Annotated in this window: 23 protein-coding genes; 19 read left to right on the forward strand and 4 right to left on the reverse strand. The window is 30.7% G+C overall.

Features of this window, described 5'->3' with window-relative positions:
- On the reverse strand, positions 1–1,317 hold the full coding sequence (locus tag RN605_RS10280; RefSeq protein WP_313324577.1) for a phenylacetate--CoA ligase family protein: 1,317 nt from the start codon (positions 1,315–1,317) through the stop codon (positions 1–3).
- A gap of 109 nt (positions 1,318–1,426) precedes the next feature.
- On the opposite strand from RN605_RS10280, the gene purD reads away from it, so the two are divergent.
- Positions 1,427–2,701 carry a phosphoribosylamine--glycine ligase gene (gene purD, locus RN605_RS10285; protein WP_313325824.1) on the forward strand — a complete coding sequence of 425 codons (1,275 nt, stop codon included), beginning with the start codon at positions 1,427–1,429 and terminating at the stop codon, positions 2,699–2,701.
- On the opposite strand, the gene RN605_RS10290 is transcribed toward purD, so the two are convergent.
- Positions 2,693–2,923 (reverse strand): DUF6341 family protein, encoded by a 231-nt coding sequence (locus RN605_RS10290; RefSeq protein WP_313324578.1) that lies wholly within the window; start codon positions 2,921–2,923, stop codon positions 2,693–2,695. The genes purD and RN605_RS10290 overlap by 9 nt on opposite strands.
- A gap of 46 nt (positions 2,924–2,969) precedes the next feature.
- On the opposite strand from RN605_RS10290, the gene RN605_RS10295 reads away from it, so the two are divergent.
- Entirely contained in the window at positions 2,970–3,899 is a 930-nt protein-coding gene (locus RN605_RS10295) for a DUF6427 family protein (RefSeq protein WP_313324579.1), read from the forward strand.
- Here the strand turns inward: RN605_RS10295 and upp are convergent.
- Positions 3,894–4,547, reverse strand: coding sequence for a uracil phosphoribosyltransferase (gene upp, locus RN605_RS10300; protein ID WP_313324580.1), 654 nt, complete (start codon positions 4,545–4,547; stop codon positions 3,894–3,896). The two genes, RN605_RS10295 and upp, sit on opposite strands and share 6 nt — an antisense overlap.
- Before the next feature lie 67 nt (positions 4,548–4,614).
- Here upp and RN605_RS10305 point away from each other — a divergent pair, with 67 nt between their 5' ends.
- Together RN605_RS10305 and RN605_RS10310 are read left to right on the forward strand one after the other, a co-directional pair.
- The gene (locus RN605_RS10305) at positions 4,615–5,220 is read left to right on the forward strand and encodes a DUF4254 domain-containing protein (protein ID WP_313324581.1); all 606 of its coding nucleotides are present in this window, start codon (positions 4,615–4,617) and stop codon (positions 5,218–5,220) included.
- 57 nt (positions 5,221–5,277) lie between these two features.
- Positions 5,278–6,276, forward strand: coding sequence for a glycosyltransferase family 9 protein (locus RN605_RS10310; RefSeq protein WP_313325825.1), 999 nt, complete (start codon positions 5,278–5,280; stop codon positions 6,274–6,276).
- 34 nt (positions 6,277–6,310) lie between these two features.
- Here RN605_RS10310 and RN605_RS10315 read toward each other — a convergent pair whose 3' ends face one another.
- Complete coding sequence (locus RN605_RS10315; protein ID WP_313324582.1) at positions 6,311–7,363, reverse strand: ferredoxin--NADP reductase; 1,053 nt, start codon at positions 7,361–7,363, stop codon at positions 6,311–6,313.
- Positions 7,364–7,484: 121 nt separating this feature from the next.
- Here RN605_RS10315 and RN605_RS10320 point away from each other — a divergent pair, with 121 nt between their 5' ends.
- The 15 genes from RN605_RS10320 to RN605_RS10390 all read left to right on the forward strand — a co-directional run bounded on the left by RN605_RS10320 (position 7,485) and on the right by RN605_RS10390 (position 21,855).
- Positions 7,485–8,954: a DUF5687 family protein gene (locus RN605_RS10320; RefSeq protein WP_313324584.1), complete on the forward strand. Its 1,470-nt coding sequence runs from the start codon at positions 7,485–7,487 to the stop codon at positions 8,952–8,954.
- A gap of 32 nt (positions 8,955–8,986) precedes the next feature.
- Complete coding sequence (locus RN605_RS10325) at positions 8,987–9,685, forward strand: ABC transporter ATP-binding protein (protein ID WP_313324585.1); 699 nt, start codon at positions 8,987–8,989, stop codon at positions 9,683–9,685.
- Between the two features lie 142 nt (positions 9,686–9,827).
- Entirely contained in the window at positions 9,828–12,644 is a 2,817-nt protein-coding gene (porW, locus tag RN605_RS10330; RefSeq protein WP_313324586.1) for a type IX secretion system periplasmic lipoprotein PorW/SprE, read from the forward strand.
- A gap of 2 nt (positions 12,645–12,646) precedes the next feature.
- On the forward strand, positions 12,647–13,051 hold the full coding sequence (locus RN605_RS10335) for a bactofilin family protein (protein ID WP_313324587.1): 405 nt from the start codon (positions 12,647–12,649) through the stop codon (positions 13,049–13,051).
- Entirely contained in the window at positions 13,020–13,259 is a 240-nt protein-coding gene (locus RN605_RS10340; RefSeq protein ID WP_313356345.1) for an AtpZ/AtpI family protein, read from the forward strand. Before RN605_RS10335 ends, RN605_RS10340 begins: the two co-directional genes overlap by 32 nt.
- Complete coding sequence (locus RN605_RS10345) at positions 13,249–13,647, forward strand: hypothetical protein (protein ID WP_313324589.1); 399 nt, start codon at positions 13,249–13,251, stop codon at positions 13,645–13,647. Before RN605_RS10340 ends, RN605_RS10345 begins: the two co-directional genes overlap by 11 nt.
- Before the next feature lie 116 nt (positions 13,648–13,763).
- On the forward strand, positions 13,764–14,930 hold the full coding sequence (gene atpB / locus RN605_RS10350) for a F0F1 ATP synthase subunit A (protein WP_313325826.1): 1,167 nt from the start codon (positions 13,764–13,766) through the stop codon (positions 14,928–14,930).
- A 33-nt stretch (positions 14,931–14,963) separates the two neighbouring features.
- Positions 14,964–15,155 carry an ATP synthase F0 subunit C gene (gene atpE / locus RN605_RS10355; protein ID WP_108369812.1) on the forward strand — a complete coding sequence of 64 codons (192 nt, stop codon included), beginning with the start codon at positions 14,964–14,966 and terminating at the stop codon, positions 15,153–15,155.
- 84 nt (positions 15,156–15,239) lie between these two features.
- Entirely contained in the window at positions 15,240–15,740 is a 501-nt protein-coding gene (locus RN605_RS10360; protein ID WP_313324591.1) for a F0F1 ATP synthase subunit B, read from the forward strand.
- Positions 15,740–16,273: an ATP synthase F1 subunit delta gene (gene atpH / locus RN605_RS10365; RefSeq protein WP_313325828.1), complete on the forward strand. Its 534-nt coding sequence runs from the start codon at positions 15,740–15,742 to the stop codon at positions 16,271–16,273. Before RN605_RS10360 ends, atpH begins: the two co-directional genes overlap by 1 nt.
- Before the next feature lie 21 nt (positions 16,274–16,294).
- Entirely contained in the window at positions 16,295–17,872 is a 1,578-nt protein-coding gene (gene atpA, locus RN605_RS10370) for a F0F1 ATP synthase subunit alpha (protein ID WP_313324592.1), read from the forward strand.
- 77 nt (positions 17,873–17,949) lie between these two features.
- On the forward strand, positions 17,950–18,810 hold the full coding sequence (atpG, locus tag RN605_RS10375; protein ID WP_313324593.1) for an ATP synthase F1 subunit gamma: 861 nt from the start codon (positions 17,950–17,952) through the stop codon (positions 18,808–18,810).
- A gap of 103 nt (positions 18,811–18,913) precedes the next feature.
- Positions 18,914–20,386 carry a lipopolysaccharide biosynthesis protein gene (locus RN605_RS10380; RefSeq protein WP_313324594.1) on the forward strand — a complete coding sequence of 491 codons (1,473 nt, stop codon included), beginning with the start codon at positions 18,914–18,916 and terminating at the stop codon, positions 20,384–20,386.
- On the forward strand, positions 20,386–20,820 hold the full coding sequence (dut, locus tag RN605_RS10385) for a dUTP diphosphatase (protein WP_313324596.1): 435 nt from the start codon (positions 20,386–20,388) through the stop codon (positions 20,818–20,820). Before RN605_RS10380 ends, dut begins: the two co-directional genes overlap by 1 nt.
- A 24-nt stretch (positions 20,821–20,844) precedes the next feature.
- The gene (locus tag RN605_RS10390) at positions 20,845–21,855 is read left to right on the forward strand and encodes a sugar phosphate nucleotidyltransferase (protein ID WP_313324598.1); all 1,011 of its coding nucleotides are present in this window, start codon (positions 20,845–20,847) and stop codon (positions 21,853–21,855) included.
- Positions 21,856–21,857: the final 2 nt, after the last annotated feature.

Raw genomic sequence — 21,857 nt, forward strand, 5'->3', positions numbered from 1 at the left:
TTAGTTTTTTAGTAATGAAACAAATTGCTTTAATTTTCCACTTTTGCTTCTATCTAATTTTGTTTTTCGTTTAAAATTGAATTTCAATCCTTTTTCAAGATATTTTTCAATTGCAATTTTGATGGTATCAATTTGATTTTCGGCTAGTTCTATTTCGCTAACATATTCTATGTCAAAAGTATCTATTTTGGTTTGTTTTATCACAAATTCTTTCACATTTCCATCATCTTCAATAATACTTTTGGTAACATAGTAAAAAGTTAACCCAGGCGATTTTTTACCACTTGGTAAAATAGCAATATCATTTGTTCTGCCAATTAGTTTCTTTAGAATAGGTTTTTTAAAAGTGCTTCTCTCATCAATAATCCCAATGTCGCCAATGTCATAACGGATAAAAGGATGTGCTTTGTTGTAAAACGAAGTAATCACGATTCTGCCTTCTTTTCCATTAGGTAAAACATTATTTTTTTCATCTAAAATTTCAATAAAAAGAGTTTCCGAATTTAATTGCCATTCATTATTCGGATTTTGAAATGCAATTAAATCTAATTCAGAAGCTCCATATTCGTTAATAATAGGAACGCCAAATTGTTTTTCCATTAATACTTTATCTTCTTCAAAAAGCATTTCTGAAGTAACCACACAGCATTTTAAAGTTGGACAAACAGAAGTCAAAACAATATTTTTTTTCTGAAGAAATTTAGCAAATAAAACTATTGAACTTGTGTAACCATTGATATAATCAAAAGATGTGATTTGGAATTTCAACAAAACTTTTTCTAGAATTTTATCAGATAAATCAAAGATCGGAAAGCGATAACTATTTTTTAAAACGTCTTTTAATCTTTCTTTTTTATTTCCAATAAAATAAAGTGGAATTCCATAAAAACGGGCTTGTTTTGAAGTATTAAAGTTGATTTTATATTGAGAAAATTGATGAATAATATTTGCCCAAGTTAGTGCGTGACAAAATTTATCTTTAGCAAAAATAAACGGATCGCCGCTTGAACCAGAAGTTTTATTGACATAAACATTTTTGGTCGTAAATCCATTTGAAAGGCGTTCTTGCAAAGGTTTTTGAAACTCTTTTTTGGTCATAATGGGAAGTTCATCCCAGTTTTCAATAAATGATTTACCAACAAAATCTTGATAGGATTTGTTGTTTTTTAAATGATAATCTACAATTTCTTTTCTTTTCTCAAGGATGTAATTTTCAAATTCAGTTTCTGGAATTCTTTCAATTTTTTCAAATTCATTTTGAGCTTTCTTTATTGGAAAGCCATTTATTTTTAATGATAAATCGAAAAAATGGAACACTTTGATTGATTTTTTTCAAAAATAAGAAAACAGAAAACTTTATCTTCAAATAACTTTAAATTCTTTTCAAAACAAACTATTTTTGCCAAACAACATACAACACAACATGATGACAATTTTACTACTTGGTTCTGGCGGAAGAGAACATGCTTTGGCTTGGAAAATGCTTCAATCGGATAAATGTTATAAACTTTTTGTAGCGCCAGGAAATGCTGGAACTTCGCAAATAGCAACAAATGTTTCTTTAAGCATTTTAGATTTTGATGCCATTAAAACTTTTGTTCTAAGCGAAAAAGTGAACATGGTCGTTGTTGGTCCTGAAGATCCGTTAGTTCACGGGATTTATGATTTTTTTAAAAATGATTTTCAATTAAATAATATTCCAGTAATTGGTCCATCAAAAATTGGTGCTCAATTGGAAGGAAGTAAAGAATTTGCCAAAGAATTTTTAGTAAAACACAATATTCCAACCGCAGCATACGATAGTTTTACTGCCGAAACCGTTGAAAAAGGATGTCAGTTTTTAGAAACTTTAAATCCACCATTTGTTTTAAAAGCCGATGGTTTGGCGGCTGGAAAAGGTGTTTTGATTATTCAAAATTTAGAAGAAGCTAAAACGGAACTAAGAAATATGTTAGTTCATGCCAAATTTGGAAATGCAAGTTCCAAAGTGGTTATCGAAGAATTTTTAGACGGAATAGAATTGAGTTGTTTTGTGTTGACTGATGGTAAAAATTACAAAATTCTTCCAACTGCCAAAGATTATAAACGAATAGGTGAAGGCGATACTGGTTTGAATACTGGTGGAATGGGAGCCGTTTCTCCTGTTCCATTTGCAGATGCAATTTTATTAGAAAAAATCGAAAATCGAATTGTAAAACCAACGATAGAAGGTTTGCAAAAAGACGAAATTGAATATAAAGGATTTGTTTTTATTGGTTTGATAAATGTAAAAGGCGAACCAATGGTTATTGAATACAACGTCAGAATGGGCGATCCAGAAACCGAAGTGGTAATGCCAAGAATTAAATCGGATTTGGTAGAACTTTTTCAAGCAGTTGCCAATCAAAAATTAGATAAAGTTTCATTGGAAATCGATGAAAGAAGTGCTACAACAATTATGGTTGTTTCTGGTGGTTATCCTGAAGATTATGAAAAAGGGTTTGAAATTTCAGGTTTAGAAAACATTCAAGATTCTATCGCTTTTCATGCAGGAACTAAATCAGAAAACGGGAAAGTAGTAACCAATGGCGGAAGAGTTATTGCGGTTACTTCTTATGGAAATGATTTTAAAGAAGCCATAAAAAAATCTTACCAAAGTATAGATAAACTAAACTTTGATAAGATGTATTATAGAAAAGATATTGGTTTCGACTTATTTTAAGAACGAATGTGCCGTTGTATCTTGGTTTTCTTCGTTGTTTAATTGATGTTTTTTCAATTCTTGACACCAATAAACGATATAGTAGCAACAAACAACTATTAATGTCCAACTAACGATATTCGCTAACCACCAATTACTTAATTCAAGATGACGTAATAAATCAAGTGGTTTGAATAAAAAATCTACAAATAACGATTGAATAGCTTCGAAAAATGCTCTCATTGTATAAAGTATTATATTTACAGACACAAAAGTATAAAATATCCTTATGATAACAAGTCTTTTTAGAAAATCTACTCCAATAAATTATTCTTTGGTAGTGATTTTATTTCTCTTGTTTTTTTCTTTGATACAAATTAAAGACCATTCAGAAGATAGTACTTCAAATACTATCATTCATAAATTGAGCTTATTAGGATTATTTTTAGCTTCTTTTTTTATTGTAAATTTTATTGCTAAAAAAAACGGGTTGACAAAAAACAGTAGTTACCCAATTTTGTTTTTTCTCTTATTATTAGGCTTATTTCCAACAATTTTTAGAACACCTAACTTAATTTATGCTAATTTCTTTCTGCTTTTGGCATATAGAAGGTTAATTTCTTTGCAAAATTTAAATGCAATCAAACAAAAGCTTTTTGATGCATCATTTTGGATTTGTGTTGCGGCATTATTCCATTTTTGGTGCATTTTGTTTATTTTTTTGGTTTACATTTCAATAATTTTTCACTCATCAAGAGATTATAGAAATTGGTTAATTCCTTTTATAGCAATTTTTACGACGGTTACCATTTTTATTTTAGCAGCATTAATTTTTGATATTTCTTGGATTTCATTCATAATAGAAAAAACAAAAACTAATTTTCAATTAGATTATTTTACCAATAACATTCAAAACCTAGCATTATCTATTTATGTGGTTTTATCTTTGTTTTTTGTGTTTTCAATGATTTTTACCTTGTCAAATAAACCAATGATTTTACAAGCATCCTATAAGAAAATGATTTTTGGCTTTATGATTGGTGTTGTGGTTTTTTTGATTTCAATCAATAAAAGTAATGCAATGCTAGTGTTTACTTTTTTGCCTTTATCAATTTTATGTACCAATAACATAGAATATTCTCAAAACAAAACGTATCAAGAAATTGTTTTAGCATTATTTATTGCAGCAGGATTTTTTAGTTTCTTTTCGCAATTATAATTTACTTCCGTAGGCCAAATCACCAGCGTCGCCAAGTCCAGGAATAATATAGTTTTTTTCATTTAACTTGTCGTCTAAAGCCGCAACCCAAAGATGGCAATTTTGAGGAAGATTTTTTTGGAGATAACCTATTCCTTCAGGTGCAGCAATGACAACAGCAATGTGAATTTCTTTTGGTTTTTGTTCCAAATGAAGTTTGTGTAAAACAGCAACAATTGATTGACCAGTTGCTAACATTGGGTCAATTAAAATCAAATTTTTACCTTCAAAACTTGGCGCTGCTTGATATTCCACCAAAATTTCAAATTTATCATCGTTGTCATAATGATGTCTATAGGCAGAAACAAATCCATTTTCAGCGTCATCAAAAAAATTCATAAAACCTGTATGCAAAGCTAATCCTGCACGAAGAATAGAACATAAAACAACGGGTTCAGCAACAGTTGTAGTGTGTTTTATTCCCAATGGAGTTTGAACAGAAATTTCTTTGTAGTCAAGTGTTTTGCTTAACTCATAAGCCATTATTTCACCAATTCGTTCAATATTTTTTCTAAATCGCATGCTATCTTTTTGAATTGTAACATCGCGAATTTGCGCCAAAAAGTGGTTAAGAATACTATTTTGAGCAGAAATATAATGAATATGCATAGCAGAAATAATTTTGTTTGTCTTGGTAAAAGTATAAAAACTATCTTTGCAAATAAATAATTAAGATATGTTTTCAGAGTTTGCTTTTCCAATTTTTGAACAAAGTATTAAAGAATACCACATCATAGACGATGTTTATCAACCAACGAAAAATCCTTTTGAAAAAGGAAGTATTGAGCATTTACTTTTTGCAAAAAACTGGGTTGACACTGTTCAATGGCATTATGAAGACATCATTCGTGATCCAAATATTGATCCCGTTGCAGCTTTGGATTTAAAAAGAAAAATAGACGCATCTAATCAGGTTCGTACGGATATGGTTGAATATATTGACAGCTATTTTCTTCAAAAATACAAAGACGTTCAAGTAAAACCTGACGCAAAAATCAATACTGAAAGTCCAGCTTGGGCAATTGACAGATTATCGATTTTGGCATTAAAAATTTACCACATGCGTGAAGAAGCAAATCGTGCTGATGCATCGCCTGAACACAGAGCAAAATGTCAAGAAAAATTAAATGTATTGTTAGACCAAAAAAACGATATGTTTACTTCAATAAATCAATTGATTGTTGATATAGAAAACGGAGATAAATTCATGAAAGTGTACAAACAAATGAAAATGTACAACGATGATGATTTGAATCCGGTACTGTATCAAAACAAAAAATAATTCACTTAATTTTTGTCAAAACCTATTAATCATATCGCTGTAGTTCGTCTTTCCGCAATGGGTGATGTGGCAATGACTGTTCCGGTTATTAGAGCTTTTGTGGAGCAAAATTCTGATGTTAAAATCACTTTTGTTTCAAGGCCATTTTTTAAACCTTTTTTTGATGGAGTTGAAAATGTAAATTTCTTTACAGTCGATGTAAAAAAGCGTCACAAAGGTTTTTTCGGTTTATTAAAATTGTATTCCGATTTAAAGAAATTAAATATTGATGCTGTTGCAGATTTACATAATGTATTGCGTTCACAAATCATCAGAACTTTATTTTCTTTATCAGGAAAAAAAGTAGCCGCAACAGACAAAGGTAGAGCTGAAAAAAAAGCACTAACTCGAGCCGAGAATAAAATCTTTCAACCAGTAAAATCGATGGTTCAACGTCATGTTGACACATTTAATAATTTAGGTTTCAGAGTTAATTTATCAAACCCAAAATTTTCTGAAAAAGCGATTTTATCCAGAGAAATAATTGCCTTTTCGGGAGAAAAACAAAATTTTAATTGGATAGGAATAGCACCATTTGCTCAATATGAAAGCAAAGTATATCCTTTGGATTTAATGCAAAAAGTAATTGATGATTTAGCAGAAAATAAAAACTTCAAAATCTTCCTTTTTGGTGGTGGAAACAAAGAAATTGAACTTTTAAATCAATTTTCAAAAAACAAAGAGAATGTTATAAATCTTGCTGGGAAAATTCCATTTCAACACGAATTACATTTGATTTCCAATCTAGACATTATGCTTTCTATGGATAGCGGAAATGCTCATATTGCCGCCATGCTTGGTGTAAAAGTAATTACTCTTTGGGGTGCAACACATCCTTTTGCAGGTTTTGCGCCATTCAATCAACCTTTGGAAAATTGTTTGACTTCGGATAGAGAACAATTTCCATTGTTACCAACTTCGGTTTATGGAAATAAAAAAGTAGTTGGTTATGAATATGTGATGCGTACGATTTCGGTAGAAAATATTATAGAGAAAATAAATTCCAATCTTGCCTAAACAAAATTGGAATTTTTTTTGAGAATTTTATTTTTTAAACATCATCATAATCTACATAAATCTCATCAGAAGTCGGATGTGCTTGACAGGTTAAAATTAATCCATCGGCAATTTCACCATCAGTAAGGATAGAGTTTTTGGTCATAATTGCAGAACCAGAAGTTATTCTGGCTAAACATGAACTGCAAATTCCACCTTGACAAGAATAAGGAGCATCAATTCCTTGTTTTAAAGCAGCTTCTAGAACTGTTTGTTTTTTTGACATTTCAAAAGTGGTTTCGTCATCATCAACTAAAACAGTAATTTTTGTATGTCCATCACTAGAAATTGCAGTATTATTATCTGAAGAAGAAGTAGAAAATAATTCGAACTTAATATCTTTTTCGGCAACATTATGTTCTTTCAAAACAGTAGAAACGATGTTAATCATTTCTTCAGGTCCACAAAGGTAAAATTTGTCAAATTCTTTTTCTTTATGCTTATTATTCAACACAAAATTCACAGTTGATTTTTCAATTCTACCAAAAAGTTCGCCATCTACTTTTGCTTGACTGTAAACATAATGCACAAAAAAACGAGCTACATATTTTAAATGTAAATCGTGTAATTGTTTGTGAAAAATAGTTTCTTCAGGAGTTTTATTACCATAAACCAACACAAAAGTACTTTTTGGTTCACTTTCTAAAGCAGATTGAATAATTGACATAATTGGAGTAATTCCACTTCCGGCTGCAAAGGCAGCATAGTTTTTTTGTCTATCGGCATTAGGTTCAAATGTAAATCTGCCTTCAGGTTGACCAACTTCTATGATATCGCCAACTTTTAAATTATCATTTGCAAATTTTGAAAAATGACCGTTTTTAACTGATTTAATGGATATTCTTAATTCATCACTGTTAGGAGAAGAACAAATAGAATATGCTCTGCGAATTTCTTCGCCATCAAGGGTTAATTTGAGATTAACATATTGACCAGCAACAAATTGATAAGCAGTTTTCAATTCAGCAGGAACAGTAAAAACTACCGATATAGCACTTGGTGTTTCTTGAGAAACTTCTTTAATATGTAATTTATAAAATGTGGACATGAATAATATTTTTTGCAAAGGTAAATAATTAGAAAAGATATTTTAATCTAAGATTATTTAAAATGATTTGTAACTTTTCTTTATTTTTAGACACTTATCAATAAACCAAAACCACTCAACTATGATAAAACATTTCATTTCTCTCGAATGGAAATCTTTTGTTCGTTCGGCTTCTTTCAGCACTAATTTAGCTTTAAAAATTTTGATGGCACTTGGCGCATTATATTTTACGGCTATATTTATAATTCTTGGTGTTGGCGTTTATTTTATTCTAGAAGATGCAGGGTTAAAACCATTTGAAACCGTCAATAAATTTCTAATTTATTACTTTACTGCCGATTTAGTCATTCGTTATTTTTTGCAATCAACACCTGTGATGAACATCAAACCGTTGATAATTTTAAACATTAAGAAAAATACCATTGTCAACTTTGTAATCGGTAAATCGGCGTTGTCGTTTTTCAATTTTCTACACGCTTTCTTTTTTATTCCTTTTTCAATTGTATTACTAAAAGAAGGTTTTAATCCAATGCAAGTAGTTTTTTGGCATATTAGTGTTTTCAGTATTATTTATTCTATGAATTTCATCAATGTTCTAGTCAACAAAAAAGATAGTATTTTCTATGTTGTTTTGGCAATCGTTGGTGGATTTGGATTAGCACAATATTATGGTTGGTTTGATGTAACTGTTTATACTTCTACATTTTTTCAAGGAATGTATGATACCAGTTATTTGTTTTTATTTCCAATCGCAGCACTAGTTTTATTATATTATTTTAACTTCAAATTTTTCAAAAATAATCTAACACTTGATACAGGTTTAGCAGTAAAAAGTAAAGAAGCCACAACCGAAAACCTTACTTTTTTAGACCAATTTGGAACTTTAGGAACGTTTCTTAAAAATGACATCAAACTTTTAAAACGAAACAAACGCTCAAGAACAACTGTAATTATGAGTGTTGTTTTTATCTTTTATGGACTTTTGTTTTTCACCAATGCTATAGAAGCTTATAACAATCCAGCCATGCATGTTTTTGCTGGTATATTTGTCTCGGGTGGATTTTTATTCACATTCGGACAATTTGTTCCAAGTTGGGATAGCGCTTATTATCAACTGATGATGAGTCAAAATATTCCATACCGCGAATACATTAAATCAAAATGGTGGTTGATGGTTATCGGAACGGTTGCTTCTACTATTTTGGCATCATTTTATTTATATTTTGGCTGGCATATTTACTTATTAATTGTTGTTGGTGCTATTTTTAATATTGGTGTCAATTCACATTTGGTTATGCTTGGCGGAGCTTTTGTTAAAACACCAATCGATTTAGCAAGTTCAAAACAAGCCTTTGGAAACAAGCAAGCTTTCAATATGAAAACCATGCTAATTTCATTGCCAAAATTATTATTACCAATGGCTTTATATGCGACAGGTTATTATATTTTTTCGCCAAATGTTGGTTTACTTTTTGTTGCTGGAGCAGGAATTTTAGGATTTGCATTCAGAAACAAAGTATTTACCATGATTGAAAAAATATATAAAACCGAAAAGTACGCTACTATTTCAGCTTACAAACAAACAAACTAAGGACTATTCACTAACAACTAAGTACTAAAAACATGATACAAGTAAACAATCTTTCAAAAATATATACCAACGGTAAAAAAGTATTAAACATTGCTAATCTTGAAATTCCAAAAGGACAAAGTTTTGGTTTAGTAGGAAATAATGGTGCTGGAAAAACTACTTTTTTTAGTCTATTATTAGATTTGATTGAACCAACAACAGGTTCAATAAAAAACAATGAAGTAGTTGTAAATCAAAGCGAAGCTTGGAAACCATTTACGGCAGCTTTTATCGACGAGAGTTTTTTAATTGGATATTTAACTGCCGAAGAATACTTTTATTTTATTGGTGATTTACGCGGACAAAACAAAGCCGATGTTGATGCTTTACTTAAAAAACACGAAAGTTTTTTTAATAACGAGATATTAAACAACAAGAAATACCTTCGCGATTTATCGAAAGGAAACATGAAAAAAGTTGGAATCATTGCGGCTTTAATCGGAAATCCAGAAGTAGTAATTTTAGACGAACCGTTTGCCAACCTTGACCCAACAACCGTTAGCCGATTAAAAAAAATCATTAAAGAATTAGCGGATAATCCTGAGGTTACGGTTTTAGTTTCCAGTCACGATTTAGTTCATACAGTTGAGGTTTGCGACAGAATTGTTGCATTAAATCTTGGTGAAGTGGTAAAAGACATTCAAACTACGCCAGAAACTTTAAAAGAATTAGAAGAGTTTTTCGCGGTTTAGCAAAATACATAAGCAAATTTAAAATGGCTGTAGTGTTCAAAAAACATACAGCTATTTTTTTGCCATATCAAAAAGAAACGTATTTTTACCAGTCAGTTATACTAAATAGTATATTTTTACGTTATAAATCAAACGTTTTACATTGAAAACTAAAATTACAAAACGACTTTTTTTACTAGGATTTCTATTTTTTTTGATAGCTTGTTCTACCAGAAAAAACACATTCCTATCAAGAAATTCACATGCTTTAAGCACAAAATATAACATCTTATACAATGGTGATTTGGCTTTAGAACAAGGCTTACTTGAACTAAAAACCCAATATCAAGATAATTTTTGGGAATTGCTTCCTGTTGAAAGAATGCAGATTAAGGAAGAGCAATTGCTCCCTAATGAAAATAGAAATCCTAATTTTGAACGTGCCGAAGAAAAAGCAACCAAAGCTATTCAAAAGCATTCGATGAACATTCAAGGTTCAGAGAAAAACCCACAAATGGATGAAGCGCATTTGCTTTTAGGAAAAGCAAGATATTATGACCAAAGATTTGTTCCTGCTCTTGAGGCATTTAATTACGTGTTGTATAAATATCCAAAAAGCAGCAAGATTTATGAAGTAAAAATTTGGCGCGAAAAAACCAACATGCGTCTTGAAAACGACCAATTAGCAGTAAATAATCTTAGAAAGTTACTAAAAGAAATTAAATTTAAAGATCAAATTTTTGCTGATGCAAATGCGGTTTTGGCGCAAGCTTTTTTGAACTTAGAAGAAAAAGATAGCGCTGTCGCAAAGTTGAAATTGGCAAGAGAATTTACAAAATCAAACGAAGAAAAATCAAGATATCATTTTATTCTCGGGCAACTTTACGAAAAGCTTGGATATAAAGATAGTGCTTTTGCAAGTTATCAAGAAGTGATTGATATGAACAGAAGAGCTGCACGTCAATATGTAATTCACGCTCATATTAATCAAACGAGACAAAATGAATTTAAAAAAGGTGATACAATTGCTTTCTTAAAAAAATGGAATCATTTGATTGATGATAGAGAAAACAGACCATTTTTGGATGCTTTATACCATCAAAAAGCGAAGTTTTATGAATCACAAGAGAATTTCGCTAAAGCAAAAGAAAACTACAATCTTTCTCTAAAAAAGAAATCTCAAGATCAATATTTAGTTGCTTCAAACTATAGAAATTTAGCAACTATTTACTTTAACGATGCCAAATATCCAACAGCTGGTAAATATTACGATAGCACATTGGTGTATTTAAAACCAAGAACTAGAGAATTTAATGCTATCAAAAAGAAAAGAGAAAATCTTGAAGATGTAATTAAATATGAAGCAATTGCTCAAAAAAATGACAGTATAATTTCTTTGTATAAAATGTCTGCTTCTGAAAAAGTTGCTTATTATGAAAAATATATTGATAAGTTAAAAATTGCCGATGCAAAGCAACAAAAAGAATTAGAAAAACAAGCACAAATAAAAGCCAATTCGGAGACTTTTGGAGAAGATAAATTAGACGGTCAAACAGGTGTAAAAAGTACAATTGAAAAACCAACTACCAACTTTTTATCAGGAGCGAAATCAAATTTCTACTTCTATAATCCAACGACTATTGCTTATGGCAAAAAAGAATTTACGAAAATTTGGGGCAAAAGAAAGTTAGTTGATAATTGGAGATTTTCATCTCAACTTTCAAAAGATAATTCCTCAGATATTGACGAAAAAGATTCAAAAGAAAATGATATTGCAGAGTCAAAAGGAAAAGAAGATTCAAGCGAAAATCCAGCTTATAATCCTGATTTTTATATAAGTCAACTACCAACTTCGCAAACAGTTATTGACAGCTTGTCGAAAGAACGAAATTTTGCATATTATCAACTTGGAGTTATTTATAAAGAGAAATTCAAGGAATATCAGCTAGCAGTAAATAAGTTAGAACAATTATTAAAAAACAACCCTGAAGAACGATTGATTTTACCATCAATGTATAACTTGTACAAGCTTTATGAAATTTTAGACAAAAATAAAGCATTGGCGATGAAAGCTAGAATAATTGCTGAATATCCAGATTCAAGATATGCTCAAATTTTAAGTAATCCTCAAGACCAATTTGCAGAAGATAGCGATTCGCCAAAAGCAGTTTACGAAGCTTTATTTAAGCAATATCAAGAAGGAAATTTTAAAGAAGTTTTAGTTAAAACAGATTTGGCTATTGATAGATTTACAGGTGAAGAAATTGTTCCAAAACTTGAATTACTTAAAGCTAATTTAGTTGGAAAGTTAAATGGATTGGACGAATACCAACAAGCGTTAAACTATGTAGCTTTAAATTATCCAAATGTAGAAGAAGGGAAAACTGCTGAGAAAAAAATTAATGTAAGTTTACCAAAATTACAAGCTTTACAATTAGGAAAATATGAATCTACGAATTGGAAAATTTTATATCAATCTAAAGATTTTGATGATAAAAACACAAAAAATCTACGAGAAAAAATAGCTAAATTTATTAAGGATAGAGGTTTAGAGAAGTTGACAATTTCTCTAGATATTTATACTATGACTGATAATTTTGTGGTTATTCATGGAATGAAATCTGAAGATTATGCTAAAACAATTGCTTCTTTTTTGAAAGAGTTTAAAGAGTATAAAATTCCAGATGTTCCAATTATTATTTCGACGGAAAATTATACTGTAGCTCAAATCAAGAAAAACCTTGATGACTATTTAGCAGGTAAATTAGTTGATAATCCACAAGCACCTAATTGGGATGGAACTTTAGAAAAAGCTCCTGTTACCCAACAGGAAGAACCAAAACAAGAAAATCCTAAAGGTAAACAGCAAGTAAATCAACAATCATTGGATGCTAAAAAAGGTGCTAAGGCTGAGGAAAATCAAAATTCTTTTGGTCCGCCGCCATCACCACAAATGCCACCAACTGAAAAGAAAAGATAATTATGTTTGAAAAAAAGACAAAATCTTATACCGATTTATTGGGAAAAACCAATAGAATAGTTGAAGGAACAATTATTAAAGGAGATGTTTTTTCTGCTTCTGATGTTAGAATTGATGGTCAATTAATTGGAAATTTTCAAACAAAAAGCAAGATTGTAATTGGCCCAACAGGAAATATAAAAGGAGATATTATTTGTAAAAACGCTGATATCGAAGGAATATTTGAAGGGAAAATTCAAGTTCAAGAAATCCTTAATGTAAAATCTAAAGCTCACATCATTGGAGAAGTTGTTTGCGGTAAACTTTCTGTAGAACCAGGAGCAGAATTTTCTGCTTCGTGTGTCATGAAACCACAAGTAAAAAACATGTCAACTGATGGAAAATCAGAACAAGAAAAAACGGCCTAACAAATGGTTGGTTTTAATTAATATTCCAATACAGATGGGAATTGTAATATTCCTTTTTGCTTATCTAGGAAAATGGCTAGACACAAATTATCCAAACAAACATTCGGTTTATATAAAAGTGCTCACTTTGTTTGGTGTAGCCATTGCGTTTTACAACTTGAACCGACAATTAAAAAAACTCAACGACTCTGATAAAAATGAATTCTAAAATCCAGAAACCAGTATTTGTAACATTTATTTTAGCAATTTTATTGTTCTGCATTCATAAAGTTTTTTTCTTTTTTTATTTTCCAAAAGAAGCCATCCAAAGTTTTATTTACTCTTTAGAATTGCTTTATTTATTTTTTGGATTTAGTTCAGTATTAATTGTTTTTTTGTTAGTAAAAATCAATCAAAAAAACATCAATAATGTTGGTTATACATTCTTGTTAGTTACTTCTGTTAAAATGGCATTGGCCTATTTTTTTCTTCAACCAATCTTAAATTCTAATTCAGAATACATTAAGATACAAAAAATTAATTTTTTTATAATATTCATTGTTTTTTTAGCAATAGAAACTACTGTAACTATAAAAATGTTAAACAAAAAACAATAAAACCTTTAAAAAGTGATAATTTGATAAAAAAATCAAATCGAAAACTTTTTAATACTAATTAAAATTGTACTTTTGCACCAAATTTGAGAAAACAAAATTTAAGACAATTTTCAGATATGGTGATTTCAAAAAAACCACTCCTTTTTATATATGCAACATTAGTTGCGATTTTACCATTCATCGGTTATGCAAATCCAACCGATTCTACTACGGTTTCGCATCAAGTTGCTCACGCAACAGAAACAACTCATGATGATACCAAAGGGTTGACAAAAGAACAAATCAAGGAAAAAGAAACAAAAGAGTTTATCAAACATCACTTGCTTGATTCGCATGACTTTCATTTATTCTCTTATGGAAAAGATGAATCTGGACATGAAAAACATTTAAGTTTTCCTCTTCCAGTTATTCTTTGGGATAATGGAATTCACTTTTTTATGTCTTCAAAATTTGAGCATGGACATGCTGCAGCTGAATCAAATGGAAATTACTATGCAATAAATCATCATAATGGTCAAATATACAGAAGCGACGCTAATGGAAATTTTACTGAAGATGAAAAAGGTCATGTAACTAATGTTAAACCAATAGATTTATCAATAACTAAAAACGTAAGCATGATATTAATCACAGGATTAATTATGTTTTTATTGTTTTATAGTTTAGGTAAGTCATATAAAAAGAATGGTTCAATTGCTGCTGGCGCAGGAAGATTTTTTGAACCAATTATTTTATACGTTAGAGATGAAATTGCTATTCCTAATATTGGAGAGAAACATTATAGAAAATACATGAGTTTCTTATTGACAATATTTTTCTTTGTTTGGTTTTTGAATATGTTTGGATTAACGCCGCTAGGAGTTAATGTTACAGGAAATATTGCTGTTACAGCTTCTTTAGCAATCTTAGCCTATTTAATTACAACATTTACAGCAAAGAAAGATTATTGGAAACACATTTTTTGGATGCCAGGTGTACCAGTTCCAATGAAATTTATTTTAGCCCCTATTGAATTGCTAGGAACATTTATCAAACCATTTTCATTGATGATTCGTTTGTATGCAAACATGTTGGCTGGTCACGTAGTATTAATGAGTTTAATTGCATTAATGTATTCAGCAAATCATTTTGTTGGAAGTCCATTAGCATTCTTATTATCATTTGTACTTACTATATTAGAAGTTTTAGTAGCATTGCTACAAGCTTATATTTTCACAATGTTGGCAGCTTTATATTTTGGTTCGGCAGTTGAAGAACACCACCATGACGAAGCACATCATTAATAAATTGAATGTTTAATTAAATATATATACATTATGGAAATTCCTAGAATTATTGGAGCAGGATTAGTAGTTATCGGAGCTGGAATTGGTATTGGTAGAATCGGTGGTTCTGCAATGGATGCTATCGCTCGTCAACCAGAAGCTACTGGAAAAATCCAAACAGCTATGCTTATTGCTGCTGCACTTATTGAAGGTATTGGTTTCGCTGCAATTTTCGCATCGTAATTAAAAATTCTAACAAAAGCTATAACGGTTGGTTGTAGCTTTTGTTTCTTTATTTAAATTAAAAAATTTAAGACGTAATATATAATGGAAGAATTATTTGGACAGTTTTCATTAGGGTTGTTTATTTTACAATTCGTTTTATTTATCGCATTAGTATTCCTTTTAAAGAAATTTGCTTGGAAACCAATTTTAGATGCAGTTAACGAAAGAGAAGACGGAATAAAAAATGCATTACTTTCTGCTGAAAATGCTAAAAAAGAAATGCAAAACTTGAAATCAGACAATGAAAAATTATTAGCTGAAGCAAGATTAGAACGCGATTCAATGATGAAAGAAGCACGTGAAATCAAAGAAAAAATGATTAACGATGCAAAATCTGAAGCTCAAGTTGCTGGTGAAAAAATGATTGCACAAGCAAAAGCTGCTATCGAAAGCGAAAAAAATGCTGCAATGGCAGAATTAAAAGCACAAGTTTCTAATTTGTCATTAGACATTGCAGAAAAAGTATTAAAAAGTGAATTGTCAAATAAAGAATCTCAAACCAAATTGGTTGAGAAAATGTTAGGCGACGTTAAATTAAATTAATCGATATGTCTAGAGCTGCGATTAGATATGCAAAAGCAATTTTAGAAATTGCAGATTCAAATGGAAATGCTACTAAAGTAAATAACGATATGAAATCTATTGTTGAAACTGTTAGCTCAAACCAAGAATTAAGCGATTTTTTAGCTAGTCCTATTATTGCATCTGATTTAAAAATGAATGCTTTGTCTGAAGTTTTCTCTTCAGTTGAAAGCGAATCAAAATCATTATTTAAATTATTGCAAGAAAATAAAAGATTTGAAATCTTGTTGCCTATAGCGGAACAATTCAATGCACAATATGATGTACTGAATGGAATTGAAATAGCTAAAGTAACTACAGCAATTCCAATGGATGCAGCTTTAGAAGCACAGGTTTTAGCAAAAATCGGAACCATTTCAGATAAAAAAATAACGCTTCAAAATACTATTGATCCATCAATCATTGGAGGTTTTATTTTGAGAATAGGTGATAAACAATATAACGCATCTGTAGCAAACAGATTGCAAGAATTAAGAAGAGAGTTTTTAAATTAATTACCATTAAATATATAAACAATGGCAGAAATTAAAGCTGCTGAGATTTCAGCAATATTAAAAAAACAAGTAGAAGGATTTCAATCTGGAGCTACATTAGAAGAAGTAGGAACAGTTCTTCAAGTAGGTGATGGTATTGCTCGTGTTTACGGGTTATCAAATGCACAATACGGTGAGTTAGTACAATTCGATAACGGTTTAGAAGCTATCGTATTGAACCTTGAAGAAGACAACGTTGGTGTCGTACTTCTTGGTCCATCTACAGGAATTAAAGAAGGTTCAACAGTAAAAAGAACACAACGTATTGCTTCATTAAAAGTTGGTGAAGGAATTGTAGGTCGTGTTGTTGATACTTTAGGAAATCCAATCGATGGAAAAGGACCAATCAGTGGTGATTTATATGAAATGCCATTAGAAAGAAAAGCACCTGGAGTTATCTTCCGTCAACCAGTAACTGAGCCATTACAAACAGGAATCAAATCTATTGATGCGATGATTCCAGTTGGTCGTGGACAACGTGAGTTAGTAATTGGTGACCGTCAAACAGGTAAAACAACTGTTTGTATCGATACTATCTTAAATCAAAAAGAATTTTACGATGCTGGTCAACCAGTATATTGTATATATGTTGCTGTTGGGCAAAAAGCTTCAACTGTAGCAGGAATTGCAAAAACATTAGAAGAAAAAGGAGCAATGGCTTATACTACGATTGTAGCTGCTAACGCTTCAGATCCAGCACCAATGCAGGTTTATGCACCAATGGCTGGAGCTGCAATTGGAGAATATTTCCGTGATTCAGGTCGTCCTGCTTTGATTATCTATGATGATTTATCTAAACAAGCAGTTGCATACCGTGAGGTTTCTCTTTTATTAAGAAGACCACCAGGACGCGAAGCATATCCTGGAGATGTATTCTATCTTCACTCTCGTTTATTAGAAAGAGCTTGTAAAGTAATAGCTGATGATGATATTGCCAAAAACATGAACGATTTACCAGAATCTTTACGTCCAATCGTAAAAGGTGGTGGTTCATTAACAGCTTTACCAATTATTGAAACTCAAGCGGGTGACGTTTCTGCATATATCCCAACAAACGTAATTTCGATTACTGATGGACAAATTTTCTTAGAGTCTGATTTATTTAACTCTGGAGTTCGTCCTGCAATTAACGTAGGTATTTCGGTATCTCGTGTTGGAGGTAATGCACAAATTAAATCAATGAAAAAAGTATCAGGAACATTAAAATTAGACCAAGCGCAATTCCGTGAATTAGAAGCGTTTGCTAAATTTGGTTCTGACCTTGATGCGGCTACTTTAAACGTAATTGAAAAAGGTAGAAGAAACGTTGAAATTTTAAAACAAGCAGTTAACGATCCGTTTACTGTTGAAGATCAAGTTGCTATTATTTATGCAGGTTCTAAAAACTTATTAAGAAGCGTTCCTGTAAATAAAGTAAAAGAATTCGAAAAAGATTACATCGAATATTTGAATGCAAAACATAGAGACACTTTAAACGCATTGAAAGCTGGTAAGTTAGATGATAACATTACTGATGTTTTAGAAAAAGCAGCTAAAGAAGTTTCAGCAAAATATAACTAATAACAATTTGAAGATTTGAGAATTTGAAGATGCAACCCATTTTCAAATTTTCAAATTAACTAATTTTCAAATTAAATATGGCAAACTTAAAGGAAATCCGTAATAGAATTAGTTCCGTTTCATCAACGATGCAGATTACATCTGCGATGAAAATGGTTTCTGCTGCAAAGTTGAAAAAAGCACAAGATGCTATTACAGCAATGCGACCTTATGCCGAAAAATTAACGGAATTATTGCAAAACGTTAGTGCAACGCTTGAAGGCGATGCAGGTGGAGAATTTACCTCTCAACGTGAAATTAACAAAGTTTTGGTTGTAGCAATTACATCAAACAGAGGTTTGTGTGGTGCATTTAATACCAATGTTATCAAGCAAGCAAAAGTTGTTGCCGATAGTTATGTTGGAAAACAAGTTGATGTTTTTGCAATCGGTAAAAAAGGTAACGATGTTTTAAGAAAAACCAATACGGTTGTTGCCAATAAAAGTGAAGTTTTTGATAATTTAACTTTTGATAATGTTGCCGAAATTGCAGAAGTATTAACTGAAAAATTTACTTCTGGTGAATACGATAAAATTGAATTGGTTTACAATCAATTTAAAAATGCAGCTACGCAAATTGTACAAACAGAACAGTTTTTACCATTAGCTCCAATTGCTTCAGATAAACCAGTTTCATCAGGAGATTATATTTTTGAACCTTCTAAAGAAGAAATTGTATTGACTTTGATTCCTAAATCATTGAAAACACAATTATATAAAGCGGTTAGAGATTCGTTTGCTGCTGAACACGGAGCGAGAATGACCGCAATGCACAAAGCAACCGATAACGCAACTGAATTGAGAAATCAATTAAAATTAACGTATAACAAAGCACGTCAAGCTGCAATTACTAACGAAATTTTAGAAATCGTTGGTGGAGCAGAAGCTTTGAATGGTTAATAAGAAAATATATTTTTATAAAAAGAGTCAACAAAGGTTGGCTCTTTTTTTATTCGTTCAATTTAATAGTTATTTTTGTTTCATCAAGTAGAAATAATAACCATTGAGTTTATATAAAAATCTTTTCAAACAAACATTAATCTATGGCTTAGCAACAGTTTTGCCGAGAATGTTTAGTTTTATATTAGTTCCTCTTTACACAGATTTATTACCAAAAGCAGAATATGGGCAAGTAACAGTAATCTTTGCTTATATGATTTTTTTCAATGTAATTCTGGCTTATGGAATGGAAACTTCCTTTTTCAGGTTTTACCACAAAGAAGAAAACAAAAGCAAAGTTGTGGAAACCTCAATGATAACAATTTTTTGGTCTACAGTTGCATTTTTAACTTTAGCCTTAACCTTTAGAAGTCAAATAGCTGATTTTATATCTATTGATGTTCAATATGTAACCTATTCTATTTGGATATTAGTCTTAGACGCTTTAGTAATTATACCTTTTTCTAAATTACGAGCATTTCAAAGACCAACGTTTTATGCGTTCTTAAAAATTTCAAATGTTTGTATCAATTTGATGCTGAATATTTTCTTTTTAATCTATTTACCAAAACTTACAATTCATAACTCAAACAGTCTTTGGAAATCAATTTATTTTGAAAATTTTCAAATAGGTTATGTGTTTTTATCCAATTTGATTGCCAGTTTGATAACTTTTGTTCTTTTATCGAAGGATTATTTTAGTTTAAAATGGAAGTTTGATTTTCAACTTTGGAAACAAATGATGAAATATGGTTTGCCAATTTTATTTGCTGGAATTGCGTTTGCAATCAATGAACAATTTGATAAAATACTTTTAGCCAAATTGTTGCCTCCAAATATTGCCGATGAGCAAGTTGGAGTTTATTCCGCTTGTTATAAGCTAGGATTATTTATGGTTTTATATCGAACAGCATATACTTTAGGAATTGAACCGTTTTTCTTCAGCCATGCTAAAAACGAAAATGCACCGCAAACATATGCAACAATCACAAAGTATTTTGTGATTTTTGGTTCCTTTATTTTGTTAGTTGTAATCGTTTTTGCTGATTTGTTCAAGCAAATTATGATTAGAGATGAATCTTATTGGGAAGCTATGCGAGTTGTTCCTTTAATTATTTTAGCCAATTTCTTTTTAGGAATTTATACTAATTTATCGGTTTGGTATAAGTTAATCGATAAAACGTATATAGGTGCTTACATTTCCTTAGTTGGTGCAGTAATTACATTATTATTAAACTTTTGGTTAATTCCTCAGCAAGGTTATTTTGGAGGATATTTTGGCTCTGCAATTGCTACAATAATGGCTTATGGTTCTATGATGTTTATTTCATACTATTTTGGGAATAAATATTATCCAATTCCTTATGATACTAAGAAGATTTCAATCTATTTAGGAGTTTCAACGTTGTTTTCTTGTATATCATTCTATGGTTTCAGAGAAAATTATTGGGTTGGTATCGGATTAATAATTATCTTTTTAATTGCATTATATAGATTTGAAAAAGAAACATTACTTAAAATAATTAAACGAAAATAATGACTATAAAAATCATCAATAAATCACAACACGAATTACCCAATTATGAAACCATTGCTTCAGCAGGAATGGATTTACGTGCTAATTTAGCAGAACCTATTACATTAAAATCTTTAGAAAGAACGATTGTAAAAACAGGACTTTTTATAGAACTTCCAATTGGTTATGAAGCACAAGTTCGTCCAAGAAGTGGTTTGGCTGCCAAAAAAGGAATCACAGTATTAAATTCACCCGGAACAGTTGATGCCGATTATCGAGGAGAAATTGGGGTTATTTTAGTAAATTTATCGCAAGAAGATTTCGTTATTGAAAATGGCGAAAGAATTGCACAATTAGTAATTGCAAAACACGAAAGAGCAGAATGGATTGAAGTTCAGAAATTATCTGAAACTTCACGAGGTGAAGGCGGTTTTGGCAGTACAGGAGTAAAATAAAAATATTTAATTTAAGACTTAATAATGAAAATAATAGTTCCAATGGCTGGACGTGGTTCCAGATTAAGACCACACACATTAACCATTCCAAAACCATTAATTCCTATTGCAGGCAAGCCAATCGTTCATCGCTTGGTTGAAGATATAGCAGGAGTCTTAAATCAAGATATTGAAGAAGTTGCCTTTATCATTCATGAAAGTTTTGGAAAAAAAGTAGAAGAAGAATTAGTTGCTATTGCAGAAAAATTAGGTGCTAAAGGAACCATTTATTATCAAAATGAAGCTTTAGGAACAGGACATGCCATTATGTGTGCAAAGGATTCACTTTCTGGTCCAGCAGTAATTGCCTATGCAGACACTTTAATTCGTGCTACATTTGATTTAGACACAAATGCTGACAGTGTTATTTGGGTAAAACAAGTTGACCAACCAGAAGCTTTTGGAGTGGTAAATTTGAATGAAAATAACGAGATTATTGAATTGGTAGAAAAACCAAAAGAATTTGTTTCTGATTTAGCAGTTATTGGAATTTACTATTTCAAAGATGTTGCTGTTTTGAAAAATGAACTTCAATCGGTGTTAGACAATAATATTGTTCATGGTGGCGAATATCAAATTAATGACGGAATTAAGCAAATGATGGCAAAAGGCATGAAATTTGTGTCTGGTGAAGTTGATGAATGGATGGATTGCGGAAACAAAGATGTAACAGTTGAAACCAATGGAAGAATGTTGCATTTTTTGCACAATGATGGCGAAGAATTAATTAATGAAGTTGTACGTATTGAAAATTCAACAATCATCGAACCATGTTTTATTGATAAAGACGTTGTTTTGATTAATTCAATTGTTGGTCCAAATGTTTCTCTTGGAAAAGGAACACATTTAACCAATGTAAAAATTCAAAATAGTTTGGTTCAAACGCACGCACACATTAGAAATGCAAAATTAGACAATGCGATGATTGGAAATCATGCAATATTTGATGGTGATTTTAAAAGCATAAGTATTGGTGATTATTCAGTTTTAGAATAAAA

This window comes from Flavobacterium sp. PMTSA4, assembly GCF_032098525.1.
Lineage (GTDB): Bacteria > Bacteroidota > Bacteroidia > Flavobacteriales > Flavobacteriaceae > Flavobacterium > Flavobacterium capsici.